The following is a 22,275-nucleotide window of genomic DNA, read 5'->3' on the forward strand; positions in this document are numbered from 1 at the left end:
TATTTAAAGCCATTTTTGAAACTAAAAATAATTATTCAAATGCTTACCAAGTCGCCATTAAATATAGAACATGGCTGACCAATGAAATCTATAGCCATCTCAGAGTACTTAATAGGGAAGCCTCATTTCATGATGCCAAATTATTTTTACATATAATTGAAGGAACCATTATTCAAAGGCTCAGTCATACTGATGTAGATGAAAGAGACAAGCAATTCGAATATTTTATAGCAATACTTTCGTAGAAATATTTAAAAAATAAAAGCCCATAATAGGGCTTTTATTTATTAGGATGGGTTAAAACTTAAGTTTTTTAAGACCACGGCTCACGCCATTTTCTAAAGCAGCTTTAATAATCGGGCCAATAAAAGGAACGCGACCTTTAAAGCTGATGGTGTAATTCAAACGAGTTCGGTTATTTCCCAAGTCAGTAAATTGCATCACACCGCGATGCGCCTTAATTGGACTAATGCCGCTTGTGATCGCGTACTCGATCAGTTCATTTTCTTTGTAAACTAAATTTGTTTCAACAAATGAAGGTGTAAACGGAATAGACATCTTGCGGGCAGAGCCAACACCGTTACGTGCATCCTTGCCATTACTAATGCGAGTGACTTTAGCAGGGGCAAAAAGTTTGCTTAGGTTTTCGTGTTCACTCAAGACTGCAAAGACTTTGTCTATAGGTGCATCAAATTCTTGTATGATGTTGATTTTTTGAGTTTTTAACATCTTGTTCCCTCTAAAGTAAAATTGACATGAGTAATTGTCAGAATTTGGATATTAGCACGCTTTTCATTAGGGGGGAATTCTAGTTCGTCAGACTGATTTCACCTTTATATTGCACCTTTTAGTGGCCTAATGAAGCCTTAATTTATTTGCATTTGCGCAATATGCCTTACGTGAAAAATAACAATCGTTGCAAACGGTAAAGAAAGCCTCCTCATAATCAAATGACATGAAAGGAAATAGAGGAATAACAATATGCGTGCTCTTACTTACCACGGTGCCGAAGACGTTCGAGTTGAAACGGTTGCAGACCCTATTATTCAAGAACCAGATGACATTATTTTACGTGTAACCGCCACAGCGATATGTGGCTCTGACTTGCATTTATATCGAGGCAAAATCCCAAAGACCGAACATGGTGATATTTTTGGGCATGAGTTTATGGGCGTGGTTGAAGAAGTCGGCCCAGCCGTTACCCATGTGAAAAAAGGCGACCGGGTAATCGTCCCTTTTGTGATTGCCTGTGGTGAATGTTTCTTTTGCCAACTTGACCTGACCGCTGCCTGTGAAACCACCAATACAGGTCGTGGTGCAATTATCAATAAAAAGCAAATTCCACCTGGTGCAGCTTTATTTGGCTATAGCCACTTATATGGCGGTGTACCGGGTGGCCAAGCAGAATATGTTCGTGTGCCAAAAGCCAACAAGGGGCCTTTTAAAGTGCCCGGCTCATTGTCTGATGAAAAAGTACTTTTCTTGACCGATATTTTACCTACCGCTTGGCAGGCAGTGACCAATGCCCAAGTGAAACGTGGCTCAACCGTTGCAATTTATGGTGCAGGGCCAGTCGGACTATTAAGTGCCGCTTGTGCCAAGATGCTTGGCGCTGAAAAGATATTTATGGTCGATCACAATGAATATCGATTGACCTATGCGGCGGCAACCTACGGTGCCATTCCAGTTAATTTTGATGAAGTCGATGCGGCCGAATTTATTATTCAAAATACCGACAATTATCGTGGCGTCGATGCGGTGATTGATGCCATTGGTTTCGAGGCAAAAGGCAGTGTCATTGAAACAGTGCTCACCAATTTAAAGCTTGAAGGTTCAAGTGGCGCAGCGCTTCGTCAATGTATAGCTGCGGTTCGTCGTGGTGGTGTGGTGAGTGTACCGGGTGTATATGCAGGCCCAATTCATGGCTTTTTATTTGGCGATGCTTTTGATAAAGGACTGACTTTTAAAATGGGCCAAACCCATGTGCATCAATATTTACCGCTTTTACTAGAATTTATTGAGCGTGGTGACTTGTCACCTGAAACGATTATTACCCACCGAATGAAATTAGAAGATGCCGCAGAGGGTTATCGCATTTTTAATGAAAGAGAACAGGAATGCCGTAAGGTGATTCTACTTCCTTAATACGCTCTCTTATAATTCATTCTTAAGCCTCTTCGTGAAAGGGGCTTTTTTATTTTGAAATGCACAATTTTAAGTGCAGGTTTTTACGTTCCATTCTAAAGCGCACTCAAATTGCCCAAGTTTAGTATTACTTTTAACCAAAACCGTAATACTAAGCTGGCATGTCCTTTGCATAGTCATAAACAATCAAAAGTGATCTAGGGTTCCGATACTTTACGTATGACTGGACCGAGAGTTCACGGTTCCTAGCGAACTACACGGAGGGATAAAAGCCCGGGAGGAAGTCTAAAACTATCCGACAGGAGTAGCTATGAACACTGCAAGTTATCATAAAAATCAGGCGATTTGGACCGAACTTTTACCCGGAGGACATCACTGGTCGGGGCGTATTCAAAAAGGAACTATTCTTAGATTTACATCGCTTGGCGCTCAGGCAAATGTTTCTTTGTTTTGTGTAAATGCTGCCGATGTGCTTGAACGTTTTAATATGCCCGACAGTTTAAAAGGGCAACACACCGCCTATTTAAAAGCTTCCAATGTGCTCTATTCAGACCTAGGCCGTGTCATGGCTTCCATTGTTCATGATGATCATGGTTGGAATGATGCACTTTGTGGCCCAAGCCGACCTGAACAAATTGAAAAACAATTTGGCAATCGCACATTTCAAGATGCCCGAAATGATATGTACCAAAACGGCTTAGACAGTTTACTCATTGAAATGTGTAAATACGGACTTGCCGGCCAAGACCTGAGTGCCACAGTTAATCTATTTTCTAAAGTTGTACCAGATGAAAACGGTGCTTTGTCTTATGTCAGTTCTGATAACACCGATCAAAGCATTGAGCTGCGTTTTGAAATGGACTGTTTAATATTTTTATCTGCTGCACCGCATGGTTTAGACACCAGCCCAAGCTATCAACCTGCCGATATTCAACTTAGTTTATTTAAAGCCAATTCTCTAACAGACAGCGATATTTGTCGTGATGCGTGTTCGCAAAATCAGCGTGCGTTTCAAAACACAGCCCGCTACTACGCGCTTAGCAATATTTAAATCAGGAGAAGCATCATGACAGTTTTACAATCATTTGAAAAAGCAGTTTTAAATGAAGTTTGTCCTGCTGGCGAAGCGTGGATGTGCGAGGTTAAAAAGGGCCAATATTTTCGTATTATTGACCTTGAGGGAAACCAAGCGGTCGATACTTTGTTTATGAGTGCCGAAAATCCGACTGAGCGTTATAGCGCAATGGATACTCTGGCCATCAACCAACAAATCTATTTAGAAAAGGGCACCAAGCTCTATAGTAACTTTGGCCGCCCAATTGCGGTTATTCATGATGATAACTGCGGTCGCCATGACACCATTGGCGGTGCCTGTTCATGTGAAAGTAATACGGTTCGCTATGCACATGAAACGTACCCAATGCATAGTTGCCGTAACAACTTTATGTATGCCTTGGCAAAACACCCGATTGCAAAAAAGCATGGCTTAAATGTCCGCCATATCGGCCCAAATATTAACTTCTTTATGAATGTGCCTGTTACGCCAGACGGTCAGCTTAAATTTGATGATGGAATTTCAGGCCCGGGAAAATATGTAGAAGTTCGGGCGGAAATGGATTTGATTGTTTTAATTTCAAATTGTCCGCAGCTCAATAACCCATGTAATGCCTATAACCCAACCAAAATTCAACTGGTTGTCCGTGAAGCGGAAGGGGGGTAAGCATGTTTAAAAAAGTTCTGATTGCTAACCGCGGTGCAATTGCCTGTCGCGTAATTCGCACTCTTAAAAAACTCGGGATCGCTTCGGTGGCTGTTTACTCGGAAGCTGACCGTGATTCGTTACATGTGACTTTGGCCGATGAAGCTTTCTTGATTGGTCCCGCACCTGCCCATCAAAGTTATTTAAATATTGAAAAAATCCTTGAGGTAGCGAAACAATCTGGTGCAGAAGCCATTCACCCCGGGTATGGTTTTTTGTCTGAAAATGCCGAGTTTTGTGATTTGTGCGAAAGCCAAGGTATCGCTTTTATTGGGCCAACTTCAAGCCAAATGCTCGATTTTGGTTTAAAACATACCGCGCGTGAGCTGGCTATTAAAAGCAATGTGCCTTTACTTCCGGGTAGCTCATTACTGGCTAATGAGGCCGAGGCCTTGTTTGAGGCAGCCCGTATTGGTTATCCAGTCATGCTAAAAAGTACCGCGGGCGGTGGTGGTATTGGTATGCGTCTGGTCTGGAACGAAACCGAGTTAAAAGATGCCTATCAAACCGTGTCTTATTTAGCTCAGGTCAATTTTAAAGATGCGGGTTTGTATTTAGAGAAATTTGTACAACACGCGCGCCACATCGAAGTACAAATTTTTGGTGATGGGCAAGGCCAAGTTTTAGCGTTGGGTGAGCGTGATTGTTCGGTGCAACGCCGTAATCAGAAGGTCATTGAAGAAACACCCGCACCACATTTAAATGAACAGCAACGCGACTATCTTCAAAAAGTTGCGATTCAACTCATGCAGTCGGTGAACTATCGCTCGGCGGGCACAGTTGAGTTTGTTATGGACACCGAAACCCAAGAGTTTTATTTCTTAGAGGTGAACACCCGTTTGCAAGTCGAGCACGGCGTGACCGAACAGGTCTTTGGTGTTGATCTAGTCGAGTGGATGGTTACTTTAGCAAGTGGTGAGTGGTCAGCACCGACTGAAAAGTTAGAGCCAACAGGACATTCCATTCAGGTACGTCTTTATGCCGAAGACCCAATTAAACAGTTCCAGCCGAGTGCAGGCCTACTCACACATGTTAAATTTGACCCGCAAGCACGAGTCGAAACATGGGTAGAAACAGGTTCAACGGTGTCGTGTTTTTATGACCCAATGATTGCCAAAATCATTGTGACTGCTGCAACACGGGACCAAGCCATACAGGCAATGGGTACTAGTCTTGCCAACACGCAAGTCGCTGGTATCGAAACTAATCTGGAATATTTACAAAATATTATTGCTTGTGACGTGTTTGCGCTTGGCACTCAAACCACTCGATTTTTAAATATCTTTGAATGGAAAACCCAAAAAATTGAGGTGTTGCAGGCTGGCATTCAAACTGCCATTCAAGATGTAACAGGTCGATTAGGTTATTGGGATGTAGGGGTGCCGCCATCTGGTGCTATCGATCCACTCAGTTTAACGGTGGCAAACCAGCTTTTAGCCAATGAGCCAAATACCGCAGGGCTTGAATGTACCTTGCAAGGGCCAACTTTAAAGTTTCACTGCGATAGCCAAATTGTGATTACGGGCGGTGAGATGCTTTCAAAACTTGATGGTGAACTTGTGCCGATGTGGCAAACCATTAATGTAAAAAAAGGCCAAGTTTTAAAATGCGGACTTATCCGTTCAGGTTGCCGTAGCTATATTGGCGTGAAAGGTGGTTTCGATGTTCCTGACTATTTAGGGTCACAGGCAACTTTCACATTAGGGCAGTTTGGGGGGCATGCAGGCCGTAATTTATTAATTGGTGATATGCTGCCGATTACTGAATATTCCGCTCAATCGACCACAGCTTTAGCTCAAGCACAAATTCCAAGCTTTACCCAAAACTGGGAAATTGCAGTCATGTATGGGCCACATGGCGCGCCAGATTTTTTCACCAAACAAGATATTGATACGTTCTTTGCCAATGAGTTTGAAATTCACTATAACTCAAGCCGCACAGGCATTCGCTTAATTGGACCAAAACCTGAGTGGGCGCGTGAAGATGGCGGTGAGGCAGGCTTACATCCTTCCAATATTCACGATAACGCTTATGCCATTGGCGCAATTGATTTTACGGGCGATATGCCAATTATTTTGGGGCCAGATGGTCCGAGCTTAGGCGGCTTTGTTTGCCCTGCGGTAGTCATTCATTCCGAGCTTTGGAAAATTGGGCAGCTAAAAGCGGGCGATAAGGTCAAATTTGTACCTGTGAGTTATGCGCAAGCAAAAACACTCGATCAAAAATATTATCAAAGCTTAACTGCGACCGATACAACTCAGATCGATTTTAACCCAGCCATTCAAGCAGAACCCGACACTTTAAAAGATGCCGTTTTAGCTACTTTAGACGGTAAAGCTGACTTACCAAGCGTGAGCTATCGACCAGCAGGAAATAGCTATTTGTTGGTGGAATATGGTGAGTTAGTACTCGACCTAAATTTACGCTTCCGTATTCATGCACTCATGCAATGGGTCAAAGATCAAAACATTCAGGGCATTATCGACCTAACACCGGGCATCCGTTCACTACAAATTCATTTTGATTCAATCCAGCTCGATCAACTTGAGCTTTTACAGAAACTTCAGCAAGCAGAAGCCGAATTACCTGACATTCAAAATATGCAGGTGCCTTCACGGACTGTCTATTTGCCTCTGGCTTGGGAAGATTCACAAACTCAACTTGCCACCGAACGCTATACACAAATTGTTCGTCCAGATGCGCCGTGGTGCCCAGATAACGTCGAGTTTATTCGCCGTATTAATGGCTTAGCTTCTAAGCAAGCAGTTAAAGATGTGGTCTATAGTGCAAACTATTTGGTGATGGGTTTAGGCGATGTGTATTTAGGGGCACCTGTGGCGACACCGCTCGATCCACGCCAACGTTTAGTCACCACAAAATATAACCCTGCGCGAACTTGGACACCTGAAAATGCGGTCGGCATTGGCGGTGCTTATATGTGTGTATACGGCATGGAAGGGCCGGGTGGTTACCAGTTTGTTGGTCGTACCACTCAAATGTGGAGTCGTTACCGTAAAAATGCCGACTTCGAAGAAGGTAAACCGTGGTTATTACGCTTTTTTGACCAAGTGAAGTTTTATGAAGTGTCTGAGGCTGAACTTCTGCAAATGCGTGAAGACTTTAAAGCGGGCCGCCTACAACTTCGTATTGAAGATGGTGTGCTCAATTTAAAAGAATACAACGAGTTTTTAAAAACGCATCAAGACAGCATTCAAGCCTTTAAAGACATGCAACAAGCTAACTTTGAGGCTGAACGTCGCCGTTGGCATGAAGCGGGCTTGCAAGAATATATCTCTGAAAGCTTAGATGCTGTAGAGGAAGGTGAAACCGTGGTGATCCCTGAAGGAGGCTGTGCAGTCGAATCACACATGCCGGGTTCAATCTGGAAAATCGAATGTGCATCGGGAGATATTGTTGAAGAAGGTGCAACCCTTGCAGTGATTGAGGCAATGAAAATTGAAATTCCAATTATTGCACCCGAACGCATGAAAGTTGAAACCATTACTATTGAAAAAGGTCAAACTGTAAAAACGGGACAAGTGCTATTTACCTTGGCACCAGTTGCTTAAACCAAAAGAGAGCATCAATACCGATGCTCTCTTTTTTATTATGCTTCGGTCAAATGCTTTAATACTTTATGACCATGCTCAACCGCTTTTAACTTAATTTCAGACTCTGAATGACCTGATAACGGAGAAACTTCGTAAAGCAAGAATGTGCTACTTAACTGCATTTGCGTATATTGAATTGAATATTGAACCGCTTTTAAAAAGCTATCGATTAAGTTTTCTCGTTCGTTCACCATGTCAGCTTCATTTTGCCCGACTGTCATACTAATAATAACTTTTTTATCTTTTAATTTGTCGCCCTGAGAGCCATAAGCAAACTGATAAGTAAAAACTTCATCAAACCATAACTTTAAAATTGCTGGCATATTAAACCAGAACATTGGATATTGCAGAATGATGGTGTCGTGGCGTAACAACGCTTCTTGTTCAGCACTCACGTCAATTTTATAGTCCGGATAAAGCTGAAAAATATCTCGTACTTCAAGGTCCGGATAGGTTTTTATAAGTTCATTCACTATCGTTTTATTTGCAATTGATTGAGCGTAGTAGGGATGGGCCAAAATAAGTAAAGCCATAATAATGCCTTGTAGCTATAAAAATCATAGTCACTATAATTTTTATAGTATGAGTGTACAATAACTATCAAAGTTGATAGGTGGCGTTAAAAATGGCAAATACTGAAAATAAATGTGAAATCACCATGAATGGAAAAACTTATCCATGTCATATCAGTATGGCTATGGATTTGGTGGGTGGAAAATGGAAAGGCGTTATTTTGTATTATCTAAAAGATGGACCAAAACGCTTTAATGAAATCAATCAATTAATGCCCACCATCACAGAAATGACCTTAAGCCTTCAACTTAAACAATTAGAGCAAAGTGGCTTAATATCTCGAACCGTTTATGGTGAAAAAGCACCGATTAAAGTGGTCTATGAAATGACCGAATTAGGCCAGTCTTTTAAGCCTGTATTAGAGTCTTTATCGCTATGGGCGCATACGATGATTAATCAGTCATAAGATTAAAAACATTAAATTATTGAATAGATTAGACTATTTTAGTGATATTTAATATTATTCTTCATGAATAAAAAAAGGAAATTATTATGAAGAGAATATTATTACTATCACTTATTTTTTTTCATTTACTTACTCCGGCTTACGCTCAAGAAGTAAAATATAAAAATATTGTAGTTAATTTAAAAGATCACTGGGATATTAGCAAAGGTCAAAATGGAGAACTTGTTGCAATAAAACAGGAGAGTAAACAGGCAATTATAATTTCAATATATTATCCCAAAGGTATAGAAGAAGGTATGCAATATCTGGTTGCTTCTTTACAAGTTCCGAAACAAGGACTAGTAAAAATGAAAGGGGTAAGATTGGTTAATGAGGATATTAATATTCCATTGAGTAGTGGTATGAATTATCAAGCTAATGTATTTACAACTAACTTTGATCAACGTTTTCTTATTAGTGCTTCATCAGGTACTAATGCTGGAGTTATCTTAGTGACATATGAAGGCGAAGGTAATGATACAAATAAAGCGATTAATGATTTTAAAATTTTAATAAATAATATAAAAATAGAGGCTCCTAAAGATGGATTCCTTTTTAATCAGAATGATTTATTGAAACATAACTAAGGATTAAAAGAGATAGCCCCATCCCTGTGCATGGGGCTTTTTTTTGCCCAGAAATCATTCATAAATACCCGTAAAGCCCAGCAAAACGACGCTTAAAAACTGGCACATTTTCTGCATCTCTTATCAGTAATACAAAAACTGAATTTGGTAATACCAAGCTAGAGGTGCGATATGAACGATGTAAAACCTGTGGTTCAACCAAAGCCAACTTTAAAAGCCTTTTTAGTCGAATTGCTTAGCGTACGTGCAGGTGTATATATCAAGCAAAACAATCAGCCGCCTAAAACAAAAGGATAAGACTGTGGCAAAACAAAAGTTGGCTCGAATCAGTATTACCGTACCTGAAACGACACTTAACGCACTCGATCAAAAAATTGTCGAGCAGAACTATGAAAGTCGCTCGCAAGCCATTGTCGACATGATTAATAAACACCTAATTGCAGAGCAGGCGCAGGCTAATGAAGTCATGGTGGGCACCTTGACGCTACTTTATGACGCGAGCCAAATGACCCTGCGCAATCAATTGGTCGATTTACAGCAACAGTTTTTAGCGCAGGTGATTAGTTCACTTCATATTCAGCTCGACCAACAAAAGATATTGCAAGTCATGTTAATGCAGGGTGCGAGTTCTGAACTCAGACAAATTAGCCAGCAATTTATTGTGCTGAAAGGGGTGATTAAAGGGCATTTAGAACTGATGGATGCCGTCATGCCGCCTATACAGCAAAATGACTAAATGAGGAGTAGCGTGTTGAAAAATTTATGGACCATTCAAGACTGGAAAACAGCATATCAAAATGGGCAAATCCATCTTAAGGATCTGATTGGCTATGTGGCAGAAATTAAAAATGATGACCATGCATGGATTGAAATTGCATCGAACGAGCAGATTCAATCGCAAATTGATGTTTTAAAAAACCAGAATATTGCTGACTTACCTCTATACGGAGTGCCATTTGCAGTTAAAGACAACATTGATGTCGCTGGCTTTCACACTACTGCTGCCTGTAAAGAGGTTCAATATTTAGCGACACAAGACGCTACCGTAGTTGCCAAGCTGAAAAAAGCAGGGGCGATTGTGGTTGGTAAAACTAACCTTGATCAGTTTGCAACTGGACTGGTTGGCGTTCGCTCGCCCTATGGCGCAGTAAAAAATAGCTTTAACCCTGAATATATTAGTGGTGGTTCAAGTTCTGGTTCTTCGGTGGTGGTTGCCAATGGCATTGTGCCTTTTAGTTTGGGAACTGATACGGCGGGGTCAGGGCGTGTACCTGCGGGCCATAACAATATTGTGGGCCTAAAACCAACAAAGGGCTGGTTTTCTACCACAGGTTTAATTCCTGCATGTCGGACTATTGATGTCATTTCTATTTTTGCGCTGCATATTGATGATGCGTGGACAGTTGCCAATTTAATGCAGGGCTACGATGAAACAGATGAATATTCACGAGCACATCCAGCCAATGTACCGACTCAATTTTCTAAACGGAAAATTGCTATTCCAGCTCAGCTTGAGTTTTATGGTGATCTTGAATCTGAAAAAGCTTTTTTAGTTGCAATTGAGCGTGTAAAAAAACTGGGTTATGAAGTTGAGAGTATTGATTTTAGCGCTTTTAATGAGCTTGCTGCCGCACTGTATAACGATGCTTGGGTGGCAGAAAGAACAGTCGCCGTTGAACGCATGACAACACGTGAAAAGGCTCATCCAGTGATTGCTCAAATTATTGCGCAGGCAGATAAATTCAAGGCAACAGATGCACTTCAAGCTGAATATAACCGCGCCGTTCTGGCTCGAAAAATTAATTTGGGATTACAACCTTTTGATGCCTTGATGGTTCCGACAGCGCCAACCATTTATACCATTGCCGAGGTTGAAGCCGATCCATTGACTAAAAATGCGCACATGGGAGCCTATACCAACTTTGTCAATTTTGCCGATCTTTCGGCTTTGGCTTTACCTAATGTACTCCGTGAGGATGGCTTACCAAGTGGGGTAACCTTTATTGCACCTGCGTGGCACGATCAGGCACTCGCTAATTTTGCACAGCTTTGGCAAGCTGAAACATCGCTGAATTTGGCTAAATCAACTCAACATTATCAAAAAAGTATAAACATCCACTCCAATCATTCCGTGCAGCTTGCGGTGGTGGGAGCACACTTAACAGGCATGCTACTTAATTTTCAGCTGACTAGTCGCAATGCCACTTTGCTTAATAAAACTCAGACTGCAGAAACTTATAAACTCTTTGCCTTAAAAAATACCACGCCACCAAAGCCGGGGCTGCAATGCGACGCGAAAGGTATTTCAATTGAAGTTGAAGTGTGGGATGTTCCATTAGCAAATTTTGGAGCCATTGTGGCTGAAGTACCCGCACCACTTGGCATTGGGAACCTGAAACTAAAAGATGGAACATGGGTCAAAGGCTTTATTTGTGAAGCGTATGCCATTCAAGATGCAACTGATATTAGCCATTTTGGAGGCTGGCGAGCCTATATACAGTCACTCAATCAAACCGCTCAAAGTGTTGTTAGTAAAAATGTTGGGGAAGTTTCTATATGATTAAAAAAGCGTTGTTATCTGTATCTATTTTATCGGCAGTTGTATTGGGTGGGTGTGACAATACGGCTAAAGTGCCCGAGGCTAAACAAGACGCTCAGGCAGCCGCAAATACAAAACCAATTACCATCGGATATAGTGATTGGCCGGGCTGGGTGGCTTGGCAAGTGGCTATTGAAAAAGGCTGGTTAAAAGAAGCAGGGCTAAATGTAGAGTTTAAATGGTTTGATTATTCGGCTTCGCTTTCGGCCTTTTCGGCAAATCAGCTCGATGCTGTGTTGGTCACCAATGGCGATAACTTGGTAACCGCTTCGGGTGGCACGCAAGGCATGATGATCATGGTAACAGATTATTCTGCGGGTAATGATGTCATTATTGCAAAAGAGGGCATTAATACCATTCAAGACCTAAAAGGAAAATCAATCGGTGTCGAAAAAGGCTTGGTTGATCATCTTTTACTAGCAACGGCTTTAACTGACCATAACATTAAAGCGAATGAGGTGAAGCTGGTAAATTCAGCGACAAACCAATTACCTCAAGTATTTAATAGCCCAGATATTTCTGCAATCGCTGTTTGGCAACCCGTTGCAGGTCAGGCATTAAAAGCAGTGGCAGGCTCTAAAATTATTTATACCTCTAAAGACAAGCCGGGTTTAATTTATGACACCTTGACTGTCAACATGAGCCATTTAACTGCTCATCAAGAAGAATGGAAAAAAATCATTCAAGTGTGGGATAAAACAGTTAAATATATTAATAACCCTGCAACCCATGCCGATGCAGTTAAAATCATGGCAAACCGTTCAGGCGTCGACCCAAAACAATATGAGTTGATGGTTAGCGGTACGCATTTATTAGATATCAATGCCAATAAAAAAGTATTTACTAAATCTCAAGGTTTTGACTCAATTTATGGTTCGACCTATCACGTCAATAAATTTAACGTCGAAAATGGGATTTATAAAACCGAACAAAATGTAGATGGGCTGATTTATCCAACACTCATAGAACAGCTCAAATAAGCCAAATAAGTAAAAAGCCCAAGTTGAACTTGGGCTTTTTTTAATTCCTGATTTATTTTTCTGTACTGACCTGAGTCATACGTGGAATTTTTGGTAAGTCTTGTAAAGCTGGGTCAAGCTCGTCTTCTTCAGCGTGTACCAGATAATCTACCCGTGAACGGAGTTGTTTAAACTGAGGTGTGCTCATTAAGTCGAGTGAGCGTGGACGCGGCAAATTAACTTCAATTATTTCTTTAATTTCACCTGGGTTGGCTTTGAGTGCCACAATTCGGTCTGCCAGTAAAATGGCTTCATCCATGTCATGGGTCACAAAAATAATGGTGATATCAATGTTTTGCCATAAATCCATCAAGTGCTTTTGCATTTTTTGACGGGTGTGTGGGTCGAGTGCACCAAAAGGTTCGTCCATGAGTAAAATTTTTGGTTGATTAACTAAAGCTCTAGCAATCGCAACGCGCTGTTTCATGCCGCCAGAAAGTTGGTGTGGATACTGATTTTCATATTTTTCCAAACCAATAATATTAATCCATTCACGTGCTTGCGCCTCTGCTGTCATTTGACTAGCACCACGCATTTGCGGACCAAACATCACGTTTTCTTTTACAGTTTTCCACGGAAAAAGGGTATAGCCCTGAAACACCATGCCGCGTTCAGGACATGGGCCTGTAATGCATTCGCCGTCTACTAAAACTTCTCCGCTATGGTATGGGTCTAAACCTGCAATAACACGGCTTAATGTCGATTTGCCGCAGCCAGAAGGGCCAATCACACAAATAAATTCTCTTTTATGAATTTTTAAATCGAGCTTATTTAAAACAGTGCGTTCGCTTTGACCATGCTTAAAGACTTGGCTCAGTTGTTTGGCTTCTAAAATCACAGGACGTTCATAAATTTTTTGAAAGTATTCATGCGCGTTAAATGTTGAATCGTTCATTATTTTGCTCCTACTTTCCAAGTGAACATCCGCTCACCTAACTTCATTAATAGCCAGTCACAGACCAGACCAATCACCCCAATAATCAAAATAGCTGCATAGACATTGTCAAAGTTTTGATAGCGTGCCTGTTGGGTAATAAACCATGTAATACCCGAGGTCGTACCAATCAACTCTGAAACAATTAAGTAGGTCCAAGCCCAGCCCAATAGAACACGTAAGTCACGGTAAATATCAGGTAAGGCCGCAGGAATCACTACATGAAATAAACTTTTGAGCTTATTGGTGCCAAGCGTATAACCAGCTTCAATTAAGCTTCGATCAACCATTCGGGTGGTATTGGCAATAATGAGAATTTGCTGAAATAGTGTACCAATCACAATAATGGCAATTTTAGGTGCGTCATTAATCCCTAAAATTGCTACTGCAAGTGCACCAAAGGCGGGAGCGGGTAAGTAACGGAAAAACTCGACAAACGGTTCTGTTAACAGGGATATACGCTTAGAAAAACCACACAAAATACCCAGTGGAATCCCAATCAGGGAAGAGATAAAAAAGGCTGAAAAAACCAGTTTGATACTGTGCCATAAACTTTGGTGAAACCACGGTGAATCAGGTTGTTCTGGTGGTGTGGTAAAGGCGGTGACCAAAGCCTTAGCGACTTCATGGGGAGCTGGTAAATAAATCGGATTGACCAAAATACCTTGTGGTGGTGCAGAATTTCGATTGACTGCATTTTGTGCTTCGAAATAGAACACATTTTTATCAACGCGACTTCCTACTTGTAAGTAAGAAACACTGCCTGAACTTGTGATTTGTACTTGAGGATGCCAAACAAAAGGTAAGTAACTGATTGCGCACCAAAGACATATTGGAATAACGAAAGAACAAATACTGAGAATCAGCTTGTTCTTTCGCGTAAATTCCTTTGCAACATAACCCATATCGAGAGCTCCCCATTTTGATCAGTATTACGATTTTCATAAAACGTAATATTATTAAGCAAAATAGGTGCCATCTTTATGGTGCTCTAGATGAGTTAAGAAGATGAGGGAATTAAAGTTTCATGCAAATAAACCCAATAACACTTTTCGCCTTCTACTTTAATGCAGGCTGTAGAGGTACGTACTGTCTCGGTTGCATCAGTTTGTTGATGTTCCTGATATTGCACCCAACAATAATTTTCAAATTCGTATAAAGCTGTACTCTTAATAATGTCGATTTTTAAAGAGGGTTTGTTTCCAATATTTTGACTAAATAAGCTTTTAACTTCTGCTAAACCAATACTCTGGCCTTGAACCGTAACCATCTTAAAATTTTGATCAAAGCTATCTAAAAGCGGGTTCAGATTTTGCTCTGTATTATTTCCTGTAAATACATTTTCTATTAAAACATGTAGGTCAATGACACTTTGAATGGCTTGATCCATTTGTTTAGACATGGGTTTTCTCCTTTAAAATGGGAATGAGTGAAAGTAAGCAGAGCAAAGCTGCAATTAAAAAAGTATGTTGATAGCGCAGTAGATCGCTTGAGCCAGACATCAAGTTATATATCGAAATGAGAACGACAGTACCGACACTAAATGAAACCTGTCGATTAATATTCCAGAGCACACTTCCTTGTAATAAATCTTGGCCTGAAAAATCAATTAATGAGCTAATTTGGGCAATATTGGCACTTAGACCGCCGCCCATACCCATCAATAAATAAGCAATTACTAAAAAGCTCAAAGGGCTAGTGTTTGAAATACAAAACAAAAGAAATATGCCAAAGCTATGTAGGGTTATTCCAATAATAAGAAGATACTTTTTTCCTAACCGTTGATAGAGCAGACCGCCACTAATCATGGCTACGAGTGCCCCAGTTGCATAGAGCAACATGAATAAACCAGTTTGTTTTGCATTAAAGCCAAAGTTAAGCTGTAAATTAAAAATATTGAGTAAATTAACGCCTGTAAAAATACCCGGAACGGCGTAATAGACAATAAATGCATTACGTAAATTTTTATTTTTTAATAACTGAAGATTCAGAACAGGATGGGAAATTCTTTTCACATGTCGAATATAAAAAATAAGCATTCCGACCGAAATTAGAAAACTCGTTAGAGCGAATGAGGCGTTATGGTAATCACTATAGAATGAAAAGGAGAGTAATAAAGATAATAGGCTTATATTAAAAATAACCAAGCCTTTTATGTCTGGTTTTTCACTCGATACATTCTCTGTTTTTTTAATCCATAACCATGCCAGAGCCGCTGCCAGTAAAGAAAAAGGAAGGTTAGATAAGAATACCCATCGCCAATTTAATGAATCAATAATCACGCCGCCAATCGCAGGTGAAAAAGCTGGCGCAATCAGTGCAATTGCCATAATCATGGTAGAAATGCGTTGGCGTTCTTGGTTCGGGAAGAATGCGTATACGAGAGCTTGCCCGACTGGAATTAGTAAACCTCCTGCTACACCTTGAATAAATCGCCAAAAAATTAAACTATAAATCGATTCGCTAAAGCCAATAATGCAGATGCTTATCGAGAATAACAACATTGAATAACATAGTAACTTTTGGTTCCCCAGTTTGGTGGCTAACCATAAACTCATGGGCATAATTAAAATGAGCCCGAGAATATACGCATTTGTTACCCAAGCGACCATGGATTGGCTAACTGAAAATGATGATGCAATATTAGGCAATGCAATTGCAGACATAAAAATGTTGATGCAATCAATAAAGAACCCAAGTAAAAACACTGTCGCTATTTTATATCGATAAGACATACCTACCTCCGTGCAGGCAGGGTAAGATCCAGCTCTTTTATTGTCGATGCAAGCGAAGTAAAATTATTGTTTGATAATTTTAAACAATTGGCTTAATTGTGCAAAAAAACCTCAAGCAAATTACCAGTTTTTTACAGGTCGTTGATTCCGGCTCTTTTACCAAGGCGGCTGAAATTTTAGGCTTAAGCCGATCAATGGTGAGTATTGATATAAAACAATTAGAAAAGCAGCTCAATACAAGCCTATTAATTCGCAACACCCGTAATATTGCATTAACTGAAATTGGCCAGCATTTTTATGAGGATTTTAAACAAATCCAACTTCAGATTGATGAAGCATTTGAAAGAAGCCAACACTTGGGTACAAGCATTACAGGCACTTTACGGTTTTCGTCTACTAATGAATTTGGCCAACGTTTCATTTTGCCTTTACTGCCTGAGTTTTGTCGGCTTTACCCACATTTACGTTTACAGTATTCGTTTAATTCATCGCTTGATGATTTAGTGACTGAAAAATTAGATCTGGTTATTCGGCTAGGAAATTTAAAAAATTCATCTCTAAAAACTCGAAAAATCGGAGAATATCCAATTTATCTTGTGGCTACTCCGCAGTTTATACAAAACCATCCTGTAGAAAATATATCCGATTTGGCAGATGTCCCTTGGATTGGACACACCTTATTAAATTGGCAAGATTCACAATATATTTTGCAAAACAGTTTAGGGGAGCAATATGCATTACCTTTTATTCGAAGTCAGTATGAATCAAATTCGGTAACAGCTATTCATCAAATGGCTCTTTCATCTTTAGGTGTGGCAATTTGTCCTGCATGGTTAGTTGATGAAGATATTCAAAACAATCGCCTAATGCAGTTATTTCCAGATTTTTCGTTGCCGTTACAAAATATTCAATTACTTTATCCTCACGCCTCTAGCTTGCCTGCCAAAACACGTGCCTTAATAGACTTTTTGGTGGCTCATCTTTCGTTTAAGTAAACTAAAATATGTAAGTTGCAGAAGATAAGTTATTTTAAATAAATAGACAATTCTGTCTTTTTTTTATAAAATGTTTTCCATCGAAATGAAGCAATACTTAAAAGCTATTTTTTGTACCACTACGATGAGCTTGTACAGACGTGGTATCCAAGAAGTTATGCGGCATTCGACTAAAAAGATGCTTTAAATAAAGCAATGCAACGCTGACTTAATAATCAGTAAAAGAGTCTGAACGAAATGAAGGTTGAATAGACTTAAAAGTGTGAGAAGCATTCAAGAGTTTATTTTGAAAATTTTAACATATATTAATGTTTATTTATGAATAAATCTGATAGCCCGACTATCTTTAAGTTTCAGTATCATTTACCAAGTATATTTTGACGAAAAATGAGTTGATTGGTATTAAAGGTTCCAGAATAAAATAATTTTTTATAAATATAAATTAACTTTATAAATTAAAAATTTAGGCTATATAAAGTACAAAAATTTATCTTTAGTTAGAATAAATTTTTCTATCTCAATTTCGATATCAATAATAAAAAATGCATCAGAAAATTCTTTTGTGTGATAATGGGTTATGTCGATTATGAGTTTATTTTAAAATAAATTAGACAGATTAGTCTTGACAAATTTTGTACCTTTATGTATTGAGTGGTTTTTTATGAATAGAGCTGATTTGTTACTAGCCAAACAGAATTAACTTTAATGTCATTTATGATTAAATATTCTTAAGAAAATGTTTCATATGCAATAAGAAATTAATAATTAAATAAATTTTAAACAATTTTATTTTTTTATAAAAATGATAAATATCAATTCTTTATTTTTATTTACAAAAATAAACAATATTATTTTTTTGTTAGAATAACTTTATTAAGCTATATTTTATAAGCATCTTAACTATTTACTTTTAGTTTAAGTTGATATGTTTTTTATATAAAATTTGTTTGTTTATATGATAAACTGCGTCTAAATTTTTTGAATAGAAGGTTTTTTTGAAATATTTTTTAATGTTTTAAAGATATTAAATTTTCAATAAAACCTTGAATAAATAAGAAAACAGAGGAATGAAAGTTGTGTTGAAACGAAGTATTTTGATACTTTTTTTGACTGGAAACATTATCGGTCTATCATATGCTCAAGCAGCAGAACAAGAGCCTGTAAAACTTAAAAGAAGTTGTATTAAGAAGAATCCATTAGTAGAAGGTCAAAATGATCCTGAGCTATTGAATATTTTTAAACAAGTTTGTGATAGTGATAATACAACTCAAAAAAATGATTTATTAGCTAAAGCTGCTATGCGGTTTTATCAGACTAATCAACCAGTTAAAGCATTGAATTTAGCAAGTCAATTGCAAAGTCAAAATATACGCGGTTCATTAATAACAGATGTCTTGTTTTTGTCTGGTGTAAGTATTGCAAACACTTCTTTGCAACAAATGCGTAGTCAGGAAATGCGTTATTTAACAAATGACGTGACATATCCTCCAGCAAAGCAATTAATTGAAAATATTCATACGGCAATGCCAACACCTGATCCGTCAAGTTTTAAAGCTAGCTCAGAAGGTAGCTCGGCTGATAATGAAAAAAGAAGTTATAGAAAACAAAAAGTAGTACGTAATCGAGTTTCTACTTCTAGAGCGACAACTAAACATACAGTAACGCCAGTAAAAACATCTACTGTAAAACCAAAAACCGCACCTGTTGCAAGTGTTACTAAATCAAAAAGTTCACCTTTTGACCCTTTAACTAAATAATCTGGGATAGAACCTTATGGCTAAAAGAGAAAGCGTACAAAAGAAGCTTCAACGAATTCGACCTCCACGTGTTCAACTTACTTATGATGTTGAAATCGGTGATGCGAGAGAAGCGAAAGAACTCCCGTTTGTTGTAGGTGTGATGGGTGATTTTTCTGCGGCATCTGAGCTTGAACGTACAAAGTTAAAAGATAAAAAATTTATTAATGTAGATTTAGACAATATTGATGAAGTAATGGAGTCGTTGTCTCCAAGAGCTGCTTTTCAGGTAGATAATACGCTAACTGAAGAGGGTGGGCGAATGGCCGTTGATTTAACATTTAAGTCAATAGAAGATTTTCGTCCAGAAAACGTTGTTCAACAAGTTGATCCATTAAAGAAACTCGTTGAAGCGCGTGAACGTTTAACTGATTTAAGAAACAAAATTTCTAACAGTGAACGTTTAGAAGATTTGCTTGATGAAGTTCTTAAAAATACTGATCAAATTCGTAAATTAAGTGCGGAGGCTGATCATGAATAATACTCAATCAGCAGCAATGCCACTTGTTGAAAATGAAGAAGTTAATCTTTTAGATTCGATTGTTGAGCAAAGTCGTATTGCACGAAATGACGAAGAGCATACGCGTGCTAAAAGTTTAATTGGTGAACTTGCTAAAGAAGTAATGGCTGGAACCATTACTGTTTCTGAAAATATGACTTTATCAATTGATAAGCGTATTGCAGAAATTGATGCACTGATTTCAAGTCAGTTAAGTCAGATTATGCACAATGAACAATTTCAAAAAATTGAGTCAACGTGGCGTGGTCTTTATTACTTTTGCCAAGAAACTCCTTCAAATCCGCTCATTAAAATTCGTATGTTAAATACGACAAAGAAAGAGTTGGTAAAAGATTTTCAGGGTGCTACAGACTTTGATCAAAGTACTTTATTTAAGAAAATTTATGAAGAAGAGTACGGCTCTTTTGGTGGCGCACCATATTCAGCATTAATTGGTGATTTTGAGTTTGACCGCACACCATCTGATATGTATTTGCTTGAACAAATTTCTCATGTTGCAGCAGCAGCACATGCGCCATTTATTTCAGCTGCTAGCCCAAGTATTTTAGGCCTAGAGTCATTTACAGATATTGATCGTCCTAGAGATGTTTCAAAAATCTTTGAAACGGCTGAATATGTTCAATGGCGTTCATTCCGTGACAGTGAAGATTCACGTTATGTTGCATTGACGTTGCCGCATGTTTTAGGTCGTCTCCCATATCATCCAAAAGAAGGTACTGCGACAGAAGGCTTTAATTTTATTGAGGATGTTTCTGGTGAAAACCACAATGAATATTTGTGGATGAATGCAGCTTATGCTTTTGGTACTCGTTTAACAAATGCATTTGATATGCATGGTTGGTGTGCTGCTATTCGTGGTGTTGAGGGTGGTGGTTTGGTTGAAGGTTTACCAGTCCATACATTTAAAACACAAGATGGTGAAGTCGTATTTAAATGTCCAACTGAAATTGCAATCACAGATCGCCGTGAGAAAGAGCTAAGCGATCTAGGCTTTATTCCGTTAGTACATTGTAAAAATACAGATTACGCAGCTTTCTTTGGTGCGCAATCAACTCAAAAACCTAAAAAATATGACAATGATACTGCCAATGCAAACTCGGCTTTATCAAGTCAAATTCAGTACATCATGGCTGTTTCACGTATTGCACATTACTTAAAAGCAATGATGCGAGATAAAGTGGGTAGTTTTGCTTCTGCTGGTAATGTAGAAGCATTTTTAAACGAGTGGTTGTCACAGTATGTATTACTTGATGACGGTGCTTCTCAAGAAGCAAAAGCTCAATACCCATTACGTGAAGCGTCTGTAAAAGTTGTAGAAGATCCTGCTCAACCAGGTCACTACAAATCTGTGGTTTTCTTGCGACCACATTTCCAGCTGGATGAGTTGTCGGTTTCTTTACGACTTGTCACTGAGTTACCTCAGTCCTCAAATTAATCAAGGTCAGCTAAAGAATAACTTTAAATTAAAAATAGGAAAGTTCTAAATGAAAGATATATACGTTGAGTTTCGCGGTAAATACAAAGTTGATGGAGAATCTCGTGATTCTGAGCACAAAGGTTGGTTAGAAGTTAACTCTTGGTCTCATAACATTCGTCAACCTAAATCTGCTACTTCAAGTAGCGTAGGTGGCCATACTGCTGAACGTGTTGAACATTCTGACATGGTTTTCGTGAAAGACTTAGATGCTACTAGCCCGAAATTATGGGAAGCATGTTCAGCTGGTTATACATTTGATGAAGTACAAATCGACTTTTATCGTGCAAATGGCGATAAACGTATCAAGTACTTACAAATCAAATTGAAGCACGTTCTAGTTTCTAGCGTGACTCCAACTGTTAACGAAGAAGGCGTTCCTACAGAAGCATTTGGCTTGAAATATGCTGCTGTTGAGTGGACTTATAACCAACAAGATATTAACGGTACTGCTAAAGGTGCTGTTACTAAGAAATGGTCACTTTCTAATAATACAGCTTCTTACGCAGCTTAATTATTTAAGTGAATATTTGGTGGAGGCTGACATAAAGTTAGCCTCTGCTGTCTCTAAATATGCTTTGTTGTGAACTCGAATGAACTTAGATCGGCTTTATCCATACGGATTTCGTTCAACTTTATTTGATCGCTTAATTCCAGAAAGTGAAGATTATGCAAAAGGTCTTTCTATTCAGCAATTAAGAGAATCAGTCGCAAAGGATTTAGAAGACTTGCTCAATAGTCGGGTAGCGAAGTTAGATCATGTAGTTGATGACTATCCACTTGTAAAGAAATCGATACTTCAGTTTGGGATTATTGATTTTGTAGGGCTCTCTACAGCCAACCCTCTAGACCGAGATAAAATTTGCCAATCCATTGAGCAATCAATAGCAGCTCATGAACCTCGGTTAAGACAAATACGGGTAGAGATGTTGTTAGATGGACATAATATGGGCGCATTATGTTTAAGTATTCAGGCTTATCTAAATATTCACCCTCTATATGAACCTGTTGTATTTGATGCATTGTTAAAACCAACAACGCAGCAGTATGTAATTTCAGCGAGAACTTAAGCGTAGTGGGTGT

The 22,275-nt window shown here is 39.0% G+C and carries 22 protein-coding genes, 1 pseudogene and 1 riboswitch; of the genes and pseudogenes, 17 read left to right on the forward strand and 6 right to left on the reverse strand.

The window, feature by feature from the left end; translation table 11 throughout:
- Nucleotides 1-245 (forward strand): annotated as a pseudogene (locus B554_RS19125) (TetR family transcriptional regulator); the annotation flags it as partial.
- A 52-nt stretch (nucleotides 246-297) separates the two neighbouring features.
- Here B554_RS19125 and B554_RS0107430 read toward each other — a convergent pair.
- Nucleotides 298-729, reverse strand: a complete 432-nt coding sequence (locus tag B554_RS0107430) for an SRPBCC family protein (RefSeq protein WP_019457561.1) — start codon at nucleotides 727-729, stop codon at nucleotides 298-300.
- 252 nt (nucleotides 730-981) lie between these two features.
- On the opposite strand from B554_RS0107430, the gene B554_RS0107435 reads away from it, so the two are divergent.
- The 4 genes from B554_RS0107435 (at nucleotide 982) to uca (ending at nucleotide 7,473) form a co-directional block, all read left to right on the forward strand.
- Nucleotides 982-2,145, forward strand: a complete 1,164-nt coding sequence (locus B554_RS0107435; protein ID WP_019457562.1) for a zinc-dependent alcohol dehydrogenase — start codon at nucleotides 982-984, stop codon at nucleotides 2,143-2,145.
- 186 nt (nucleotides 2,146-2,331) lie between these two features.
- Nucleotides 2,332-2,427, forward strand: a riboswitch (guanidine-I (ykkC/yxkD leader).
- 28 nt (nucleotides 2,428-2,455) lie between these two features.
- Nucleotides 2,456-3,196, forward strand: coding sequence for an urea amidolyase associated protein UAAP1 (locus tag B554_RS0107440; RefSeq protein ID WP_019457563.1), 741 nt, complete (start codon nucleotides 2,456-2,458; stop codon nucleotides 3,194-3,196).
- Nucleotides 3,197-3,211: 15 nt separating this feature from the next.
- Complete coding sequence (locus B554_RS0107445; RefSeq protein WP_019457564.1) at nucleotides 3,212-3,865, forward strand: urea amidolyase associated protein UAAP2; 654 nt, start codon at nucleotides 3,212-3,214, stop codon at nucleotides 3,863-3,865.
- Between the two features lie 2 nt (nucleotides 3,866-3,867).
- Nucleotides 3,868-7,473: an urea carboxylase gene (uca, locus tag B554_RS0107450; protein WP_019457565.1), complete on the forward strand. Its 3,606-nt coding sequence runs from the start codon at nucleotides 3,868-3,870 to the stop codon at nucleotides 7,471-7,473.
- A gap of 38 nt (nucleotides 7,474-7,511) precedes the next feature.
- Here the strand turns inward: uca and B554_RS0107455 are convergent, their stop codons facing one another.
- Nucleotides 7,512-8,048 (reverse strand): NAD(P)H-dependent oxidoreductase, encoded by a 537-nt coding sequence (locus B554_RS0107455; RefSeq protein ID WP_019457566.1) that lies wholly within the window; start codon nucleotides 8,046-8,048, stop codon nucleotides 7,512-7,514.
- A 92-nt stretch (nucleotides 8,049-8,140) separates the two neighbouring features.
- Here B554_RS0107455 and B554_RS0107460 point away from each other — a divergent pair, with 92 nt between their 5' ends.
- The 6 genes from B554_RS0107460 to B554_RS0107485 all read left to right on the forward strand — a co-directional run bounded on the left by B554_RS0107460 (nucleotide 8,141) and on the right by B554_RS0107485 (nucleotide 12,699).
- Nucleotides 8,141-8,494, forward strand: a complete 354-nt coding sequence (locus tag B554_RS0107460) for a winged helix-turn-helix transcriptional regulator (RefSeq protein ID WP_019457567.1) — start codon at nucleotides 8,141-8,143, stop codon at nucleotides 8,492-8,494.
- Nucleotides 8,495-8,580: 86 nt separating this feature from the next.
- Nucleotides 8,581-9,120, forward strand: a complete 540-nt coding sequence (locus tag B554_RS0107465) for a hypothetical protein (protein WP_019457568.1) — start codon at nucleotides 8,581-8,583, stop codon at nucleotides 9,118-9,120.
- A 171-nt stretch (nucleotides 9,121-9,291) separates the two neighbouring features.
- A complete protein-coding gene (locus B554_RS0107470; protein ID WP_001000625.1) occupies nucleotides 9,292-9,417 on the forward strand; it encodes a hypothetical protein in 126 nt (41 codons plus the stop codon).
- 4 nt (nucleotides 9,418-9,421) lie between these two features.
- Nucleotides 9,422-9,856 carry a CopG family ribbon-helix-helix protein gene (locus tag B554_RS0107475; RefSeq protein ID WP_001118705.1) on the forward strand — a complete coding sequence of 145 codons (435 nt, stop codon included), beginning with the start codon at nucleotides 9,422-9,424 and terminating at the stop codon, nucleotides 9,854-9,856.
- A gap of 12 nt (nucleotides 9,857-9,868) precedes the next feature.
- The gene (gene atzF / locus B554_RS0107480; protein WP_019457569.1) at nucleotides 9,869-11,680 is read left to right on the forward strand and encodes an allophanate hydrolase; all 1,812 of its coding nucleotides are present in this window, start codon (nucleotides 9,869-9,871) and stop codon (nucleotides 11,678-11,680) included.
- The gene (locus B554_RS0107485) at nucleotides 11,677-12,699 is read left to right on the forward strand and encodes an ABC transporter substrate-binding protein (RefSeq protein WP_019457570.1); all 1,023 of its coding nucleotides are present in this window, start codon (nucleotides 11,677-11,679) and stop codon (nucleotides 12,697-12,699) included. The genes atzF and B554_RS0107485 overlap by 4 nt, the downstream gene beginning before the upstream one ends.
- Nucleotides 12,700-12,751: 52 nt before the next feature.
- Here B554_RS0107485 and B554_RS0107490 read toward each other — a convergent pair whose 3' ends face one another.
- From B554_RS0107490 to B554_RS0107505, 4 genes are all read right to left on the reverse strand, one after another.
- Nucleotides 12,752-13,633 (reverse strand): ABC transporter ATP-binding protein, encoded by an 882-nt coding sequence (locus B554_RS0107490; RefSeq protein WP_019457571.1) that lies wholly within the window; start codon nucleotides 13,631-13,633, stop codon nucleotides 12,752-12,754.
- Nucleotides 13,633-14,577 (reverse strand): ABC transporter permease, encoded by a 945-nt coding sequence (locus B554_RS0107495; RefSeq protein ID WP_019457572.1) that lies wholly within the window; start codon nucleotides 14,575-14,577, stop codon nucleotides 13,633-13,635. Before B554_RS0107495 ends, B554_RS0107490 begins: the two co-directional genes overlap by 1 nt.
- Before the next feature lie 95 nt (nucleotides 14,578-14,672).
- The gene (locus tag B554_RS0107500) at nucleotides 14,673-15,074 is read right to left on the reverse strand and encodes a hypothetical protein (protein ID WP_019457573.1); all 402 of its coding nucleotides are present in this window, start codon (nucleotides 15,072-15,074) and stop codon (nucleotides 14,673-14,675) included.
- Nucleotides 15,067-16,407, reverse strand: a complete 1,341-nt coding sequence (locus tag B554_RS0107505) for an MFS transporter (protein WP_019457574.1) — start codon at nucleotides 16,405-16,407, stop codon at nucleotides 15,067-15,069. The genes B554_RS0107500 and B554_RS0107505 overlap by 8 nt, the downstream gene beginning before the upstream one ends.
- 98 nt (nucleotides 16,408-16,505) lie before the next feature.
- Between B554_RS0107505 and B554_RS0107510 the strand changes: the two genes are divergently transcribed.
- The 6 genes from B554_RS0107510 (at nucleotide 16,506) to tssE (ending at nucleotide 22,262) form a co-directional block, all read left to right on the forward strand.
- The gene (locus B554_RS0107510) at nucleotides 16,506-17,402 is read left to right on the forward strand and encodes a LysR family transcriptional regulator (RefSeq protein ID WP_019457575.1); all 897 of its coding nucleotides are present in this window, start codon (nucleotides 16,506-16,508) and stop codon (nucleotides 17,400-17,402) included.
- Nucleotides 17,403-18,469: 1,067 nt separating this feature from the next.
- Nucleotides 18,470-19,159 (forward strand): hypothetical protein, encoded by a 690-nt coding sequence (locus tag B554_RS0107515; protein ID WP_019457576.1) that lies wholly within the window; start codon nucleotides 18,470-18,472, stop codon nucleotides 19,157-19,159.
- Between the two features lie 16 nt (nucleotides 19,160-19,175).
- On the forward strand, nucleotides 19,176-19,679 hold the full coding sequence (tssB, locus tag B554_RS0107520) for a type VI secretion system contractile sheath small subunit (RefSeq protein WP_019457577.1): 504 nt from the start codon (nucleotides 19,176-19,178) through the stop codon (nucleotides 19,677-19,679).
- Nucleotides 19,672-21,153 carry a type VI secretion system contractile sheath large subunit gene (gene tssC, locus B554_RS0107525; RefSeq protein ID WP_019457578.1) on the forward strand — a complete coding sequence of 494 codons (1,482 nt, stop codon included), beginning with the start codon at nucleotides 19,672-19,674 and terminating at the stop codon, nucleotides 21,151-21,153. The genes tssB and tssC overlap by 8 nt, the downstream gene beginning before the upstream one ends.
- A 49-nt stretch (nucleotides 21,154-21,202) precedes the next feature.
- The gene (locus tag B554_RS0107530; protein ID WP_000653195.1) at nucleotides 21,203-21,706 is read left to right on the forward strand and encodes an Hcp family type VI secretion system effector; all 504 of its coding nucleotides are present in this window, start codon (nucleotides 21,203-21,205) and stop codon (nucleotides 21,704-21,706) included.
- Nucleotides 21,707-21,785: 79 nt separating this feature from the next.
- Entirely contained in the window at nucleotides 21,786-22,262 is a 477-nt protein-coding gene (gene tssE, locus B554_RS0107535) for a type VI secretion system baseplate subunit TssE (RefSeq protein ID WP_002048404.1), read from the forward strand.
- Nucleotides 22,263-22,275: the final 13 nt, after the last annotated feature.

The sequence above is a fragment of the Acinetobacter sp. GG2 genome (assembly GCF_000292385.1).
Classification (GTDB): Bacteria; Pseudomonadota; Gammaproteobacteria; order Pseudomonadales; family Moraxellaceae; genus Acinetobacter; species Acinetobacter seifertii.